The sequence below is a fragment of the Clostridium sp. 10cd* genome (assembly GCF_044336395.1).
Lineage (GTDB): Bacteria > Bacillota_I > Bacilli_A > Erysipelotrichales > Erysipelotrichaceae > Clostridium_AQ > Clostridium_AQ innocuum.
In genome coordinates, this window is the sequence record NZ_CP172347.1 from 960,634 (window position 1) to 978,570 (window position 17,937).

Annotated in this window: 10 protein-coding genes; 1 reads left to right on the plus strand and 9 read right to left on the minus strand. The window is 35.1% G+C overall.

What is annotated here, in order from left to right; genetic code table 11:
* Positions 1-107 precede the first annotated feature (107 nt).
* The 9 genes from ACG3M1_RS04820 to ACG3M1_RS04860 form a co-directional block, all read right to left on the minus strand.
* The gene (locus tag ACG3M1_RS04820; RefSeq protein ID WP_242408057.1) at positions 108-2,900 is read right to left on the minus strand and encodes a sigma 54-interacting transcriptional regulator; all 2,793 of its coding nucleotides are present in this window, start codon (positions 2,898-2,900) and stop codon (positions 108-110) included.
* 30 nt (positions 2,901-2,930) lie between these two features.
* Positions 2,931-3,812 carry a sugar phosphate isomerase/epimerase family protein gene (locus ACG3M1_RS04825; protein WP_022300310.1) on the minus strand — a complete coding sequence of 294 codons (882 nt, stop codon included), beginning with the start codon at positions 3,810-3,812 and terminating at the stop codon, positions 2,931-2,933.
* Entirely contained in the window at positions 3,809-4,489 is a 681-nt protein-coding gene (locus tag ACG3M1_RS04830; RefSeq protein WP_308170310.1) for a YitT family protein, read from the minus strand. Before ACG3M1_RS04830 ends, ACG3M1_RS04825 begins: the two co-directional genes overlap by 4 nt.
* A gap of 800 nt (positions 4,490-5,289) precedes the next feature.
* Complete coding sequence (locus tag ACG3M1_RS04835) at positions 5,290-5,463, minus strand: hypothetical protein (RefSeq protein WP_009269690.1); 174 nt, start codon at positions 5,461-5,463, stop codon at positions 5,290-5,292.
* Positions 5,464-5,579: 116 nt separating this feature from the next.
* Positions 5,580-6,032 carry a transposase gene (locus ACG3M1_RS04840; RefSeq protein ID WP_009587357.1) on the minus strand — a complete coding sequence of 151 codons (453 nt, stop codon included), beginning with the start codon at positions 6,030-6,032 and terminating at the stop codon, positions 5,580-5,582.
* 412 nt (positions 6,033-6,444) lie between these two features.
* Complete coding sequence (locus ACG3M1_RS04845; protein ID WP_395814972.1) at positions 6,445-10,680, minus strand: SpaA isopeptide-forming pilin-related protein; 4,236 nt, start codon at positions 10,678-10,680, stop codon at positions 6,445-6,447.
* A gap of 367 nt (positions 10,681-11,047) precedes the next feature.
* Positions 11,048-11,881 (minus strand): class C sortase, encoded by an 834-nt coding sequence (locus ACG3M1_RS04850; protein WP_009269687.1) that lies wholly within the window; start codon positions 11,879-11,881, stop codon positions 11,048-11,050.
* Positions 11,878-12,702, minus strand: a complete 825-nt coding sequence (locus ACG3M1_RS04855) for a class C sortase (protein ID WP_009587366.1) — start codon at positions 12,700-12,702, stop codon at positions 11,878-11,880. Before ACG3M1_RS04855 ends, ACG3M1_RS04850 begins: the two co-directional genes overlap by 4 nt.
* A 7-nt stretch (positions 12,703-12,709) precedes the next feature.
* Positions 12,710-14,338, minus strand: a complete 1,629-nt coding sequence (locus ACG3M1_RS04860) for an isopeptide-forming domain-containing fimbrial protein (RefSeq protein ID WP_009587350.1) — start codon at positions 14,336-14,338, stop codon at positions 12,710-12,712.
* A 1,269-nt stretch (positions 14,339-15,607) separates the two neighbouring features.
* Between ACG3M1_RS04860 and ACG3M1_RS04865 the strand changes: the two genes are divergently transcribed.
* Positions 15,608-17,059, plus strand: coding sequence for an ISL3 family transposase (locus ACG3M1_RS04865; protein WP_008819210.1), 1,452 nt, complete (start codon positions 15,608-15,610; stop codon positions 17,057-17,059).
* Positions 17,060-17,937 lie beyond the last annotated feature (878 nt).

Below are 17,937 nucleotides of genomic sequence, written 5' to 3' on the forward strand. Positions count from 1 at the left end.
TTCCACATCCTTTCAGTAATCAATCAGCAATTTCCATGCCAATAAAAGAAAAAGGCTTTATAATCAGCCTTTTCGCATTTTTTGATACACATGAATACATCTCTATATTATGAAAATACAATATGCTCAGCCAGTGTATCATCCTCCATTAAAATCTGTATGATGTAATAGCATTCTTCCTGATTGATGGTAATACTGCAGGCCGAAGCAATTCCCTGTAAATTTTTACTGACAGCAGTGTGCAGCCTCTTCTGAGTTTTCAAATATTCACTGGTGCCGGCATTTTGTTCAAAGCTATATTCATGAAATAACAGGCGCTCAACCATACAGGCCGTGTGTACGATCAGTCGTGTCAGAGTTCTGTTTGTCAGTGTGCAGTCCAGCTCATTCTCCAATCCTTTGACAAAGTCCATGATGAGAGGGGAAAGCTTTTTTGAGTTTAAATACATCAGATATTTATCTATAGATTCAAAGGCAACATCAACAAATACGTTGCGTTCAAAACATTTTATCACGTCCTGATTGTTTACGAATTCAATATTTCCGATACTGTTGAACAGACGTTTTACACCATCGCCCAGCAAAATATCTTCTATGGAAATAAACGGATATTCATGTACACCGGGATCAACATTACCAATTATGCATAAAACCTCTTTGTGCTTTGAGGTTTCTTCAATAATACTTCGTATTTTGATTAAAGAATCATTGCTTAATGCCAGAATTTCAATGTTGAAGATACCAGCCTGTTCCATCATGTCCTTCAGGTATTTTTCCAGATAGTGCGCTGTGCCATCACCTGAATAGCAGATGGTATATATGATTTTTTCATTGTATTGACCGATATGACTGCGGATATGATGCTCCAGCGTTTGATCCACCTTCTGATTCATTCGCATAACATCATGTAGGATATTACTTAGCGGATACTGCATGAACATTGCCTTTCTGGCGGCATCTAATACAAGCAGTGTATGAACCGTCGGGATTACGACGATGTTATAGTTACAGCGCTGAAGCAGTGTTTCTTCCAAAGACATGAGAGAACCCATATCTACGAAAAGTACAATATCATTTTGAAGCGGTTCTTTACAGATTTTTTCAATTAATTCTTCGATGATCTGGTTTACGTTTTTCGTAAACGGCATATCCTGTGCAATTACATAATCAATAGAAAGCAGTTCATTCACAACATCTGCAATATTTGTCGCAAGTGAATTTCCATGTGCAACAACAAACATACTGATGCTGCATATTTCGGATGAATTGCTTTTGAATGTTTTCAAAATACAGGCGAGGGTATGAACCCCTTCGCTTGTTATGCGTAGATTGAACCGCTGTTCAATGGAGCGGATAAGTGAGCGGGCTTTCTCAATATATGCAATTTCACATTCCAAAGTGTATTCATCATGAAGATATGCATTTGTTTGATAATCACGAATGTTTTTTAAATAAAATGCCAGAGCTGCACTTTGCCTTCGCTCAATTAAAATTTGCATATTCTGTAGAATCCATTCATGGATGAAAGTCATGATTTCACGTATTTCATTGTCTATGATAAAAGAAGGAGGCGAATCCTGTTCCAGTGATGCGGCAATCTTATCAACGTATTCTTCAAATGAAGTCTGAATATCAGATTGCGTTGTGTCAAATACAGGAAATTCAAACATTGATGCCGGCATCACAGCAGGTTCTGCACGGAATGGTGTTACCGTGTAAGTATCTCGAATCAGCATTTTCTCTATTTCTTTGCGCTGCTCAATATCCTGATCTATAGGACCATCGCTTATCTGATGTGAAAGTGTGTATTTACGGATATGCAATTCACTTTCTTTATTATTGCGCATTTCAAGATAGCTGCGCGCAATGGAAAGCTTTATATCGTTTTTCAGCTGCCCGATGTTTCCTTTAGGATGATACAGTATCAAAGCTGTCATTGTATCTTTATCTATGATAATATCTGAACAGATGACAGCTGCCTCCAGTGCGTAAAGATATAAGACCATCTGTTCACGCTCCTGCAGTGATTTTTCTTTCAGACTGGGAATTTTAATGACCATCGGAATCCTTCTTAAAAATGTTGTAAGAAGATGGTTATCGGGATTTTCTGTAGTTGCCATCACAAGGGCAACATTCGCTGAATGCTCGCAATTTGCTTCTCCGAGCATACGGTATTTCTTTTTATCTATGAAATAAAACAGCATTTCCTGCCCTTCCGGAGGAAGTCGATGGACTTCGTCCAGAAACAGCATACCTCCATCTGAGCGTTTCAACAGACCTTCTCTTGTACTGTCTGCACCTGTATAGGCGCCTTTTATGCTACCGAAAAGATGAGAGAGCAGCAACTCTGCATTATTTGCATAATCGGCACAGTTGAAAACAACGAACTGCCCATCTTTATTGAAAATTCCATGTTTTTTACCATACATAAAGATTTTCTCTGCGAACAAACTTTTACCGACACCGCTTTCTCCCAACAACAAGGTATGAAGTGCTCCACCCGGATACAATATGCCGGCCTTTGCGGAAAGAATGGCGTTTCGCAGGCTTCCGTCAAAGCCAATCAGCTGTGTAAACGGGTCGTCCTGATCATTGCTTCCCTGCATATCTTCAAGTAATTCCTGCAGATAGTTACAAGTGGTCTGTGGCTGTAGATGTTTTCCCGTTATCTTTGAAAAATGCTGTTGTGAATAAAATCGATAGATTTTATCTCCGCATATCTTAATGACCTTGCCTTCCTGAAAAAGCTTATTAACATCTGCATTTACATTGTTTCGCAAGAGCTGCAGGGCTTCCGCAATTTCATATACACTGATTCCATTGGCATTCTGTCGGATATCATTTAACCGATCCTTTTGGCAATGCTCATCAATAACCCTCATGATTTTATCTATTCGCATCTTTAGACCTCCTGTATGTATTACCTTCTCTTATTTTACAAGATTTGAAACTGTACGAAAAGCCAGCCTTGCATAATCTAAGCAGGAAATTTCTGGAAGATGTGTGCACATTGCAGAGGTTTCCAGTGATATTACGCCGTCAAATCGTATATCATGAAGTGACTGTGAAAATGCATTCCAGTCAATGGTGCCGTATCCACACAACAGGTGCTGATCCAATGCAGCGTAATTATCATGTACATGCAATACTTTCAAATGCTGATTGAGAACCTTCACCATGTGTGCTGCTGAAATTCCATTGATATTCGCATGTCCGGTATCCAGACAGGCTACAAACACATCACTGTTCAATTCTTCCAGATAGGATACGATTTCCTCTGCTGTTCGGAATACCGTATCGACTGGCATGTGAGTTTGTGGATGATAGGAAAACATATTTTCCAGAGCAATTTGTACATGATGCTTTCTGGCCAGTGCTTCATATTCTCTGAACATCTGAAGATTATAGCTTCTGGCCTTTTCTTTCGCACCGATTTGATCATAAAAACGCATTTTTCTGGGATGCATTACCATATAGTGGCATCCCAGAATTTCAGCTATTTCAAAACCGCGCTTCGTCATTTTTTTAAGAAACTTTTCCTCCTGCTGATCTTCTTTTGTTAACGGCATATCAATACGCCGATGATATAATGGCGCATGCATTTGATGTATCGCTATCCCTGCTTCAACTGCAGCCAGCTTCAGGTTTTTCGCATAATCGAGATAGTCATCTTGATCATATACTGAATTGGGAACAGCGTGAATATCATAACTGTAATCAACTGCATCAAATCCAATTTCTTTATAAACCTTCAAAATTTTCTGTTCGCAATAGCTCCTGCTGAGCTCCTCTGTGGTTATGCCGTATTTCATTGTGTCATCCTTTCATTTTCTACAATACACGTTGATACAGATGCCGTAACCTTGTTTCCACACTGTATCATTTTTTCATGACGCTTCAGCAGCAAATGTAAAAGTTGTGTCTGGAAGTAGGTGAAAACAATTCCGATCAATACAGATTTCCAGCCGTAAGAAGCAAAACCAAGCAAGACCACAATTACATTGATATATCGCATAGTTACAGCAATAGGGAAGGAATCGTTTTTATTGTGCAGGATAATTGCCAGAACATCAAAACCAACCGTGCTGGAATTGGAACTGATACATAAATAATAGCCAAAGCCTACCATTACAGACGCCATTAAAACTGCAAGCGGCATAGGGAGTGGAAAAACGATGTCCAGTGCATAAAAGATACTGAAAAAGAGCATATAACATATACTGCTTAGAAGAGATTTTAAAAGAAAGCTTTTCCCGAGCTGGAAAAAACATAAAATAAGCAGCAGTATTGTTATGGCGTTTGTAAAAAAGCTGATATCCATATTGATGAAATTGTGAAGGATCATAGAAAAAGATGTGATTCCTCCGTTTACAATATGACAAGGAACAGTGATGAATGCATACGCCCCTGTTATACATATGTTCCCTGCTATAATACGTAGTACTTCTCTCATTGTAACACCTCCGTCTATAATGCCAGCAAGTTTCATGCCAATACAGTTTTAGACAGAAATCAGTTACTGAAAAAAATACCATTCGATATCACATATAAGACTGTGATACCGAAAAGCAGTCATATATCTATAATGCGCTCGTAAAAAATGGATGCTAACAGGCTGTGTCATAAAGCCTGACGCATATGGATGAAAATTAAATATTTCTTCAATAAGGCAATTATACTAATGATATACTAAGCAATTAGCTAATATTTATAGACAGGAACTGGGTATTTAAACTCATATGAGAATAGATTGTAGAAGCAGATATCACTTCTCTTTTAGAAGAATATAACGTAATTTCAAAAGTGACATTTAAAGAATCATAAGTTTCCATTATCGTTTTGAAAGCATCCATTCCTATCAGAATGGCTACGGTAGGGTTGGTAGAATGGTCATGTTTAAGGAGTGTTTAAAGCATGATATCGTTCTATTTATTATCGAAGATATGCATAAAAGTTTCTACTATCGTGGCTTGGAAAATTTCAAAACAGATACCGCATATCTGATGGATACTTGTTTAAATGCGTAAGATCGTTACAATGCATATGTTGATAAAATGATTGGCGATCTTTATTAGAAAAAGAATGGCATGGAACGTTAATAAGTTACACAAGATGTTAATAAATTCTATAATTACAAAAAGATCTATGAAAGGCGAAACAGTTGAATGTTTTGCTTTTTTGATATTCCAAGAATTTCGATGCGTCATGGATTAAAAGAAAAAGAGCTTTGGTAATCAAATAAAGTTCTTTTTCCAAAAAAAATGCGCACTAAAAACAAGAGTATGAATGTTAGCTTAATGTTCCTTTTTCAAACATCGTATCATCACATTCTGGACAAATCATCTGATAGGATTTATCATCACTAAATTCATTTAATTCATCAAGAACCCACTGTGGAACATCTTCTTCGTATCCGCAATGCTTGCATTTCATCGATACACTTTTTTCGGTATAATCGCTCATCTGTTACTCCTTCCAAAGGGCTGTATGTATCTTTATATTCAAGATAGTGACCAATCTACATTTTAAAGGGTCTCGATTAAAAGAGTCAATAAGGTGAGTACGATATTTTAACTTATTTAACATCTTTTCTTTTTCCGTGTTTCTTTTGAATAATCTCTACTCTTTTTATCACCTAACAGTTCATGAACGTGATCCAGTTCTTCTCCTGCTTTGTTTGAATAGAATCCATAGTAACGAACAGAGCGAAAATTCTCATCAGGGATATGAATAAGGAGTTTTTTTATAAATGATTTAGAGTCTTCTTTTACAATATGTTTTACTTCATCTTTGTGATCATGGTAAAACCATTCTATGGTATCTTCGGTTTTTGAATATTTGATGATTCTGCTTTCTGCCATAGCCGGGCGACCGACATATCGCATTGCATATGTAATTACTTTTCCCATCTTCAATTTTGATGCATACTCTAACTGTCTTTTGTTAATGTATGCGAAACGTTCATCAAGGATCGGTTTCTGCTCTTTCTGATGTTGTTTTTCGCTTTCTTTATAATCGTATCCTTGTTCCATATATGCTTTCTCATATCAGAACAGTTTTCGGATCTCATCCAAAAAAAATACAAAAAACACTATTCCAAAGATAAAAACGTATACATTGCTTTTTAATCAGCAGCATATACGTTTTTTTATTCTGCTCCCTTATGAAAGTGCTTTTTTCTAAATGGCAGAACGCTTTTCTAACACCCAATAACGATAATGAGGACTTCCGCAATAAGGACATTTTAAAAGGAAAAAAGCAGAACGATATAGGTATCACGTTTTCTATCTGTTTCCAAGTGTGTATTATTTTTCATGCCGCAGAATCATAATCAATAAATTACCTCATCCAGAGCAAAGAGAATAGGATGGTGATGTATACTTATCCTGTGCTTTTGCACTTCGTCGGCGATTGCTGTTTACTAATATATATCTTTGACGTATTTTATATTTTTTCCTTCCTTGTTTTCTTTTTATATATTATCCAGATTCCGGCGATCAACATGAAAGCCGCACCAGTAAACAGCATACTCTGTGTACCTGAATTTCCGGTAATCGGTATTTCACCAAGTCTGTAATTAACCAAAATCAATACACCGTTATGAATTTCAAAAGCTGGTGGTCTATGTATACTGTTTATTTCAAATGCATCTTTTACATAATCAAAATGTAAAATCCACTGTCCGTTCGGTAAAACATAGTCCTCAGGAGCACGATATTCAATCAAACGATATTCCAAACTCTTTTTTAAGTTTTGAAAACTCACATTTCCATGCTCATCCGAGACTTGTTTCTCAACTTGTTTCCAGCAATTCGTTTGTATCTGCCCGCTTAGTTCTCCATCATCGTTTACCTTTAATAATTCATCTGCATGATTGTGAGTTGCATCACTACACGTTAACTGATAGAGAACAAAACCGGCATTTGCTAATACAGTTTTGTCTTTATCCGTTTTCATAAAGGCAAAATCCACCAATTCTGATTTCTTTTCGTGATACGTAATCTCACTTTCTTTTTCATATGCAGCGCCGTTTATATTCGTTATTTTCGCTTGATTTATGAAAACCACTGCATCCTCTGACTCATCAACAGTCGTTGGGATTACAAAATGGACAACATCACCGGCTAATAACGCAAGAATTTTAAATCTTAATGTTTGCTTATCTCTTGTAACACTTACTTCATCTGATTCAGATACCAGCTTCATTTGTGATACGTCATTTCCTGGATACCATTTTATATTTTCAAAATCAATCGTTAAACCTTGTGGTATGGGATCTTCTATACAAACATCCTTCAAAGGTATAGCATTTTCCTTATTTTCGACGCTTACATCATACGTCAATATATCATTATTTTTCACTTGTGTTGGAGCATCAAGCGTTCCTGTTTCTGGATCGCTTTTTTTATGAATTTCTATATCCGGATTCCGTAAGGATACTACAGTTTCTAATGTTTGCAGGGTTTCGCTTTTCTCTACTCCACCGCTGGCTAACAACGTTTGATTACGAACCCATGCAGTATTATAGGCCTTCGCATCTTTCTCTATGTATTCCTTTACATGTTGTGTTGGTGCTTTCATCAATATTTTTATCAATACAGTTTGCTCGCTGTCTAAAATATATTCGTTTCCGCTAGTATCTTTACTCAAATCAACAGCAATTGCCGTTACATCCGCCATATCATTTGGCGGTGTTGTGCTCCAAATGGTGGGATCGTTAATATTGGCGTCATCGATCATCTCGCCATTCATGCTTGACGACAATTTCATGTTATCTTTTGTTGAATAATATACAACAGGTGAAATTCCCTTTAGCTGCGCTTGACTGGTATCCACTCCTACCAGCGTTCCTTGCCAATATTCACGATCTTTAAAATCTGACTCCAAGATATCATAGAATATAAGACCCTTCGTTTTGATATTTTTTTCATTACCTATTCTCAGCTGATAAGAATAGGCTCCTCCACCTATTGTTGAAGTGGTTTTTGAATAAGCGATATCCCCATCGGACTTTACTCGTTTACTGAAAGAAAGCTCTGAATTTACAACGCCGCTTATTTGTACCCGCGCTTCTGCATATAATGTATCCTTAACGAGATCACCGCCAAATTTTCCATCCTCATCAACATCTTTAAGTATATCTTTGTCAGTTATTTTGTCACCGCCATCATCTGCAAAACCTTTAAATATTTCTCCCGCACCTGATTTATATGCTACGCTATTCAATGGTATATTCCCAAAGTCAAGAAGGGATTCCCAAGGATAATATGCGTCATAAGTTATATAAAATCCTGTGCCAAACTTGCCATAAGTTGCCTCGTAGAATAGGTTTTCTATAGTTTCAGGCACTGTGATATGAAGAATCAGCATGGTTCTCCCTGTGCCCTTATAATTATCAATAGTTTCTACTGTATGCTCAAATTGTTCTCCTTTCAGAGTACGACCATAGCTTCCTAATTCTAATGCATAGCTTTTTATACTAGAATAATCAGCATACATACCTAGTGGCAACAAATCATAAAATATCGCACTTCTTTGCTCCTTTACCATATTTGTATTTTTCAGTTCCTCTTTTGTAGCATAAAAAGGATCATTACCAAATTCACGGTCTAAGTACTCGCCGCCGGTTATTGTGTAGTTTATTTTGAATCGAGAATTGGACGGTTCATTAATTACCTTAGAAGCTTCTTTAGTTATATTGTTTTTCAAGATGGGATTTTTTAATGTAACAGCGGCTCTATCATGTTGTCCGTATTGATCGTTATTACCAAAAACTAATTTATCACGCTTCATTACTTCATCTTTTAATGTCCCTCCTATAGACATCTCTGCATACGGATTTACCCAACTCTGATTGCTGTCTTTAACAACATATGTGCTGATATTCGTTAACGTTAAAGATGTTTTATTTAGTGCAGTTTGTTTGATTTTATCTGTAGCATATAAGCCGATTGTTACATCGAGATCAAGATCACTTTTATGATATTTTGTTTCTCTTTTAGCTCGCACTCCTGTCGTACCTTCTGGTAATTCTTTTACAGATATAGCTCCGTAATCTTTTGTTGTTCCATCCGGGAAACTAAGGTGATATGATTTTCTGCTAATTCGATCAGTAAACGGCTTTCCCGTTACTAATTCCTTCCATTCACCATGAATTCCTTGCTGATATTCTATGGTAATCGGTGTCCATTCATCATAGTTCTTATCTTCCTCTACACCACCACTTCCGTCTTCTTCGTTCATCTTGTAATTATATTGCTTATCAGTTACCTCAATCGATGAAATATAATATTCTCCATCAGTTAATCGCTCATTTTCTAATGCTACAAAATCATCAGTCACCTCTACAGAATATGATTTTTTACCATAATTCTCGATATTATTTCCATCTCCGTCTAATGTTAAAATACCGCCTGTAGCAGTAGAAGTATTTCTAAAATCATTAGTAGCAGGTAATTTTGCATTAACAGCAGCTTGTTCTATGGCGTATAAGTATCCAAGCAATTGACTGCTTGTACCGCCTGAATACTCCTTTTCCAAACCATAGTTGCCTGGGGGATAGCGAAAGTTTATATCCACATAGGTATACATTGCATCATCTTTTACTTCCTTGGAATAGCTGCCATCTTCCGGATACAAATTCTCTAACCGTACCGTGATTTCATTTTTGATTTCTTTCGTGTTTTCTAATTCTGATCTTGGATACTTTATAAGTACATAACCGATATGAAAATCATAGGAGTCAGAATTCTTAATTTTACTAGGTTTAATTACATCAATTTGAAAGACCGGATGATCACTTTGGTAATATTTAGAATTCATTATCATATCCATTCCCCAATGATAATCTGTCCATCCTACTACCTCTCCTTGATTGCTTAAGGTATCTGTAAAAATCAATTTAAAAGGCATTGTAAATGATGTAGAACGTACGGTTGTGTCTATTTTCCATTCAACGAAAAAATAGTCCTTTGCATCTTCGGGTTCTTCTCCCCATTTTTTATTCCATGTTTCATATTTTTTAGATTTAGTTAATTCAACACGATGAATATCTGACTCCGTTTGATATGTTAATGTTAATCGATTTGTTATTTGTTCATAATCAATAGAACTGTCATCATTGAAAATCTTTATATTTGCACTTAACTCTTTCTCATATCCTCTAACTATCTCACTTGGAAGTCCGCTTTTATATAAAATATCAAATTTTACAACCATTGCATCATTGATAACAGATGTATTATAAACGACAAGCTCGCCTGTTTCTTCATCAACACGATAAGCAAAACTTCCATCAGACGCCCCCGAACCAAAACCTATTTCATATTCGCCGCATGCTGCTTGGCTTCTGTTATAAAAAATAGTACTTGGCAATCGTATCTCTAATTGGTTTTCTGAAATATTTGCCGCTTCACTCAAGGACAAATGCACTTCTGCTTGTATTGAGGTTCCTGCAGCATCCCTATCATTAAACTCCGGTTTCAATGTGACAACCGTCCCGGTTTCATCGTAAATAATATTTTTACCATTAGCCTGTGTTTTCCATTCAATCGAAAAGTTTTCAATAGGAGAAGCATTATTGATGCTTGCAACAATTTGAAAAATTCCAAAACCTGTTGATGTAAAGAACATTGCACTTACAACAATACATACTAAAATTCTTTTCCAAAAATCCTTCATTCCTTTACCTCCTATCCTTTATTTATAGCGTCAAACAAACAGGATAAATTGTTCATTATTACTTTTCTATAAGCGAACCCTCTCTTTGATATAGCCTATTCAATGTATAATAAACAGGCAATATTGTAAATCATTATTGAATTATCTTACATCATCGGATGTTTTTGTTGATAATTTGATAATAGCAGCAACACTTAAGGCAAGGCAATATTTGAATCGTGTCTTTTTAAGTGTTTTATATTCAGGATATTTTCTAGGTTACTTACGATATTTCTATCTCTTGTGGACAAAACTATGCTAATAAAACATTGTTGTTTTCCTTGATTCTTTTCTCCCATACGCAATACTAAAATGAAGACAGTACGATTCACATTTTATTCATCCGAATGCTTTCGATTATCAGAATCACGGCAAGCAAGCCGGAAGCAAACAATAGACAATTGTTTAACGTTTTTTCTATCGCAATCTCTTTTCTAGACGATGTATACGTAACCCCTTTTGGTAATTCAATATCGTTGTAAATGCTTTTTCTGCTCGCATAAACAACATAGCGTTGTGTTTCCATCCCATATGGATGACAGGTAAATAAAGTGATCATATCCTGATTGGGTAATATTTTTACTGCTTCAATCTCATTTGGTTCTATTACGATTTTTTTTATTACAAAATATGTCAATGTTTCCCAAGGATTTGTTATCCTTATTTCATCACCAATAGCAAGATTCTCAATATTCTTAAACAATTGCTCGCCATGATAACCACCACGATGACCTGCAATGACGCAATTCGTATTCTCTCCACCAATAGGCATACTTGTTTGCGACATTATGGCTACACCTTTGTTCAAATTATTGTAGTTTGCTCCTATAAATAAGGGGATTTGCACATCCAGCTTTGGTATCTCTATATAACCGATGATATTCATATCCAGATTCAATATACCCAAATCAAATGTGTTTTGCGAATAACTCCATGCGTCTTTCAAATCTTTCTGGTGCTCTTTATATATTTTCTCATTATATTGCTTCATTTGTTGATACAATGCATCCTTATCTGATTGATTTGCAATCGTTTCTTTGAATGACTGTATCTTTTGTTTTTGCTCAATGGTTGTGAAAAAACTATGTATTTTTGGAAATGATAAAATACCTAAACCGAGCAAAAGCAGTAAAACTATGAAACGAAACTCCCACTTTTTCATAAATTCCTCCTCAAATGGGAACGGATGAAAATACTGATTCCTAGGAATATTATAGTTCCAAATAAGAAATATATTTTCATAGAGCCTTTTTTCTCTTGTACGATTTCCTTTCCTTCAGGTATATAATCGTATCTTTCACCGCGTACAAGTAAACGATGTGTATTTACTCCATAAGGAGTACATGTCATCAATGTTACCAAATCTTTATCCTTTTCTAACATCATATAGATGTTAATATGATCGGGAAGAACAGTTTCTACTTGGTCAATCTTATATGCCAGCGTTCGATTCAATACATGAATAAGAAACAGATCGTTTTTCTTCAGTTCATTTAATTTGGAAAATAATTCTGCGCTTGGTAATCCTCTGTGGGCACAAATGATAGAATGACGATTTTTTCCGCCAATCGGTAAAGATGTTCCTTCAATGTGACCTGCGCCTTTCGCTAAGACATCTTCACTCACTCCATGATAGATTGGTAAATTAACATGTATTTTAGGTATTTCTATATACGCCATTACACCATCTTCTAAAATATTTAATGTATGCAAATAATTTTCCGGCAACACATACCCACTATTTAAAACAAATGGATCATGTACAGGATCTCCGGCCAGATTGTCATTATATTCAACTGCTTGCTTCCATATTTGTTTGATTTCTTCCTTTGATTTCTCATTCATTGTTGCCGTGTATGTATGGATAACCTTTGACTGAACATGTAAAGCATATTTATTTGCAATCGATGGATATAGGAAGATGCTTGCACCTATTAAGAAAATCAAAATAGGTGCGTAAGATTTTATTTTTTGTATAAACATTCATGTATTACTTTGCGTTGCTTCTGCATTTCCTATTTCTTGCGTAGAGCAGAACTGCTCCCCCCATTACAACGATACCTCCAAGCGTAAACATCAAAGTTCCTGTCCCTCCGGTAACCGGAAGATTAAAATCCTCCGGTGTTCTGTTCTTAACTATAAATGAAAAACTTCCGGATCCTGTCGTAGCATTGTTGATTATTTCATATGTTCCATTATTGGTAATCTCTATTTTATCTAATTTACCATCAGGAACATTTTTAGAATTTTCATCAATTGTATCTTCCAATGTGATTTCTATATATCCTGTAGGCTTTACATATCCTTCCGGGGCTTTTGTTTCGATCAATCGATATGTACCTGTGTCTAACCCATCAATTTGAATCGAGCTTTCTTTACTGATTTCTATATCTGATACCGGTGTTACAGCAGTATCAAATGCATCTGCGCTCCCATAAAATATATAATGATGTAGATCATTTGTATCCTGTACGAATTGTAAAACATCTCCATCAGCATCTTGTAACTGGAATACGGCACCTGTTAAATACGTTGTTCCGTTTTCGTCTTTTTTATCAAAATTTATTTCATATGTGTATGTTTTCTTTTTTGACTCAATTTCATATGTATCATTTTTATATGGATTTGGGTTATATTTCAGTGAAGCGGTATTTTCAATTTCATCAAGTTCCAACGCCTCTTCAGTTATTCTTTCTTGATACAATACATAGACGACTTCTCCTTGGTGGTTTTCTAAAAAACTCTCTTTTACTACAATTTTAAATGCATTCTCTGTCTTCGTTAACGTATAATCCGTAATTTTACTCATAGAATCGCTGCCATCCGCATGTAAAGAAACTACAATGGAATCAGGAACTAATTTCAGTCCTTTTCCGCCTTGATCAGATATTTCAAATATTTTATAGATAGAGTCAGCTGGATATACAGGTATCTGGGCATTCAAACGATAATTGACAATCTTGCCGATACCGGTTGTTATCTCACTGATATCAGGAATTTCTTTTTCAAAACCAGGTTCTTTGTCTTGTTTCATAACGAGTGTAATGCTTTCCTTTGGATTTTCATAAGATCCGTCTTTCTGTTTGGCTGGCAACACGTTCACGGATGTTGCTTTATACATTATTCCAGTATTATTTGGGTTTTCAGCTAAAACTAAATATCCTCCCCATCCGTTACCATTGATTGTAACATTTTTATTTCCGTCTGCAGTTGCGTCTTTTTTGTCTGCAAAGTTGATCTTTCCTTGATAATATGCAGCTGTCATCTTTTGCCAGAATGTATTTGCCTCTGCACTATTACTTCCCAATTTTTGAAAGGTATCGGTAACTTCCTTTGTACTTTTATCGATATATTGTGGGAATTTGTCTGAAACCCAATTCTTAACTGAATCATTCCATGTCAAAACCGGCATATTGAAATTGCCATCGGAATCCAAATTTAAATCTACTGTTTTCAACACTTCAACATGGGTTCCTTCCGTTAGATTCGTAACCGTAAAAGATTGTGAAAAGGAAGGATTTAAAGATCCTACAGCGATTGCTTCAATACCAGAGAAAATTAACATCGTAAGAATCATACAAAAAGATACTATAAAAGATAAAATTTTTTCTTTTTTCATTGTTCATACTCTCCTTTATGTGTACAATATCTGTACTTAATATTTTTTTTCAAAAATCAACACATCCATAATGCAATGGGAACGATATACTTCATGAAAGAAACCATAACATGAACCATAGCAGGAAAAATAAGTTAAGTTCTGTAGAGAAAGTTAGGTCATACACAAACGCAGTGACAGTGTCATGGTGAAGTTCTCTCATTCCGTTCATGGTCGAAAAACAAGAAAATAAGTATTCCTTCAATCAAATCATATAACCCTCCAATAGCAGAGGACTATAAAGGGGCGCTTAGGTGTATTTGATATTTCATGAAGTACTGAAAGAAAAAATACAATCAATGCCTTCTATATGCTTTTTTCTTTTGTTATCCTCTATTCGTATGAAAAGAGTCATCAAGTTACCTAATAATCGGATTTTAATAAATGTTTCATGATGAAAGAGGTAGTTTTCGTTTATTTATTATGATAATGTAGATTCCATAGAATGCTTGGATGGGGAATGGTTTCAAAATTTCTAACAGATTAAACCTATTTTCCATTGTAGAAGATAGCTACAATTCCTATTATCTGGTATTCTTTTGCGGAATCATTGTTAGCATATTACAGATCATAAACAAATACCTATGCATCACCTTTTCTTATCCCTCCTCTCATCCTAGCTTTTCAAGCTAGGATAACAATTAGTTATTCATAATGTTATACTTAATTAAACAGAGGTGAATAGCAGGTAAAATGTAAAAAAAACAGCGTAAAACACAAAAAAAGAGACAATATAGCAAAAAAAATGCATGTCTCTAAATGTATAACTTTATGAATGTCTTGTTAAAGATTAGTCTACAATCATTAACATATATATAATAGCATATAATAGGAAATTATGTATATTTTATAATAAAATTCTGCAATTCAGACAAAAGGTATAGCGGCAAAGGAAAGTAAGGGCTACATTATGAGTCAAGGAATGGTGATACTCTATGTTAGCGAAAAAAGACAAAGATAAAGCAATAGAATTGTTGAAGCAGGGTATAATTACAAATCTTTTAAATTATGTTCAAAATGGGCTGGACGGATTTTCATGACAGCTGGTATTCGGCTTCTGTTGTTATCGGGTATCCAAAATATTTGGGGGGCTAAACTTTAGGGGTCAATTTAGGGGTCTGAACTTTGAGGGACACTTTAGGGGGATAAATCCCAAAAGAAACAGGTGGCATTCATCTGTTTCTTTTTCTATAATGTTCTATTGGTTATGCTTCTGTGAAGGAGGTAATCATGGATCATTCTTATCTATTTAAATTATTAAACATTCCCGATGATGGTTCTATTATCATCAACGATGTTGAAATCATCGCTGATACCAAGTATGTATATATCTCTCGACCATCTATCCCGTCTTATTGCCCTAATTGTTCTTGCAGAATGCACTCAAAAGGTATTTATAAGCGCAAAATCAAACACCCTGTCTTACAAGACGGAACTTGCATCATCTTTATCGTGAGCCAAAGAAAGTGGAAATGCACTAACTGTTCCACATATGTTAATGAAGATTTCCCATTCTTTCAGCGTTATAAACAATCCTCTGATATTACTCCTCTACTAGTTTTAGAGGCTATGAAAGACCTTGATCGTTCTACCGCATCTATTGCCAGACAATTCAATTTATCTGATACTCAAGTTCACGATCTTTTCACTGCTTACGTGGATTTGCCACGTTTAACTCTTCCTGAGTTTCTTTCCGTTGATGAAGTACATATTGATATTTCTGAAAAAGAGAAATATGCCTTGATTCTTATGGACTTTACTTCTGGAGAGATTGTTGACATCTTGCATAACCGATGGCATCATACCATTGAAAACTACTTCTTCTCCATTCCATACGAAGAAAGAAAACATGTTCGTTATATTATTTCTGATGCATATAAGCCTTATCTTGAATTACCCAAGCATTTCTTTCCAAATGCTGTGTCGATTTTAGATAGTTTTCATGTTGTTAAATATTTATTAGGATTGATTAATACTTATATCAATTCAGTAATGAAAGCATATAAAGATAGAGATCTTAAAAGGCTTGAAAAACAAAATCATGACACCAATAGAGACAATAAAACGATTCAGGAATCACAAGAAGTTATCTTGCTTAGAAAATATCGCTGGGTGCTTTTGAAGAATCAAGACAATATCAATTACTCTGACAAAAGGTATTACCACAGCTCTCTTAGAATGTACGCAGATACATATACTATTGAAAAACTATTTCTCTCACTAGATCCTAAGTTCAATATAATCAGAGATGTGAAAGAAAAATATATTAGATTCAATAATACTCACTTTAGTTCTGAAGATGAAGTAATGCAAGAATTATTAAAAATGATTGAAGAATTTAAGGCTCTCAGAGGTTACATTCCTCGTCTTTTCTCACAATACCTTGATAAATATAAGCATGAGATTGCCCGCTCATTTACTATAACTGAGGTATCAAGACGTAGTGCAAAGGATAATGAGCGTTACTATGCACGTTTATCCAATGGACCTATGGAATCATTCAACCGAAAGCCGAAAGATTATAAGAGAAACTCACGAGGTTCCTCTAATTTTAATTATACTAGAAATCGAATCTTATGGTCTACCAGAAATAGACCTGCATTGAGAAATACGCCCAAATCATCTAATGAAGTACATAGCTATGTTGGAAAGAAACGTGGTAAATATAAAGTAAAAGAATAAAGAGATTAAGAATTTGTACAGAAGCATAACCAAAAAAAGAGAATCAGAATGTTTTTTCACTGATTCTCTTGATTTTAACTTTAGGGGTCTTAATTTTTAGCCTTTATTTTTTCTCTCCCCCAAAGTTGACCCCCAAATTTCTGGCGAAAACCCCTAAAAAATTTGGATAGCCTTGTTATCAACATGTTATATATGCAAATCGCAATGACAAAGAGTATTCCATTTTCCTAGAAAGTTCCAAATGGATTTCAAACACTTGATGAAATGAGTGAAGAATATGTTAATCTCATGATGCAAAAAGGATTAGCTGATGCAAAAGCAGGAAATTTGTCCCGTAAATAGTGTGTTCAACGATTTAAGACAGAAAATAAATGATAAATAGATACGTATTTAGTTAACGTTACGAAATCTGCTGAAAATCAATTAAGAGAAATCAGAACTATATTGTAAACGGATTACAAGCACCTGATAGCGTAAACCGCTTCCTTGATTATTTGGAATAAGAGTTTCATTCATTATCACAATTGCCACAGCATATCGTTTAGTTGATGAGGAATCTTGGCATTTTAAGGTATTCATAAAATGGTAGTAAAAATTTTCATTGCATACTTTTGGACTAATGAAGAAAACATGATTGTTCATATAACTGGAATAGTTTATAAAAAAAGGGATCAAATAAAACAGCTTCTAAAAATGAATATGGAATAAGGCAGACAGGCATATCTGTCTTTTTGATACGAGGGGGATAAATTATGGAAGTATTTAAGATTTTTATTATAATTCTGTTTTGTATTTTCATATGAATTTTCATTTGATTCAGAAAAACAACTATGGAAGGGCTTATTGATACTGATAAAAAAGTGTATTAAAATACGTTT

Excerpts from the sequence above, each read along its gene's own strand:
- ACG3M1_RS04850 (WP_009269687.1), bottom strand. The coding sequence starts at position 11,881 with ATGAAAAAGTGGGAGTTTCGTTTCATAGTTTTACTGCTTTTGCTCGGT.
- ACG3M1_RS04855 (WP_009587366.1), bottom strand. The coding sequence starts at position 12,702 with ATGTTTATACAAAAAATAAAATCTTACGCACCTATTTTGATTTTCTTA.
- ACG3M1_RS04860 (WP_009587350.1), bottom strand. The coding sequence starts at position 14,338 with ATGAAAAAAGAAAAAATTTTATCTTTTATAGTATCTTTTTGTATGATT.
- ACG3M1_RS04820 (WP_242408057.1), bottom strand. The coding sequence starts at position 2,900 with ATGCGAATAGATAAAATCATGAGGGTTATTGATGAGCATTGCCAAAAG.
- ACG3M1_RS04830 (WP_308170310.1), bottom strand. The coding sequence starts at position 4,489 with ATGAAACTTGCTGGCATTATAGACGGAGGTGTTACAATGAGAGAAGTA.
- ACG3M1_RS04845 (WP_395814972.1), bottom strand. The coding sequence starts at position 10,680 with ATGAAGGATTTTTGGAAAAGAATTTTAGTATGTATTGTTGTAAGTGCA.
- ACG3M1_RS04825 (WP_022300310.1), bottom strand. The coding sequence starts at position 3,812 with ATGAAATACGGCATAACCACAGAGGAGCTCAGCAGGAGCTATTGCGAA.
- ACG3M1_RS04865 (WP_008819210.1), top strand. The coding sequence starts at position 15,608 with ATGGATCATTCTTATCTATTTAAATTATTAAACATTCCCGATGATGGT.
- ACG3M1_RS04840 (WP_009587357.1), bottom strand. The coding sequence starts at position 6,032 with ATGGAACAAGGATACGATTATAAAGAAAGCGAAAAACAACATCAGAAA.
- ACG3M1_RS04835 (WP_009269690.1), bottom strand. The coding sequence starts at position 5,463 with ATGAGCGATTATACCGAAAAAAGTGTATCGATGAAATGCAAGCATTGC.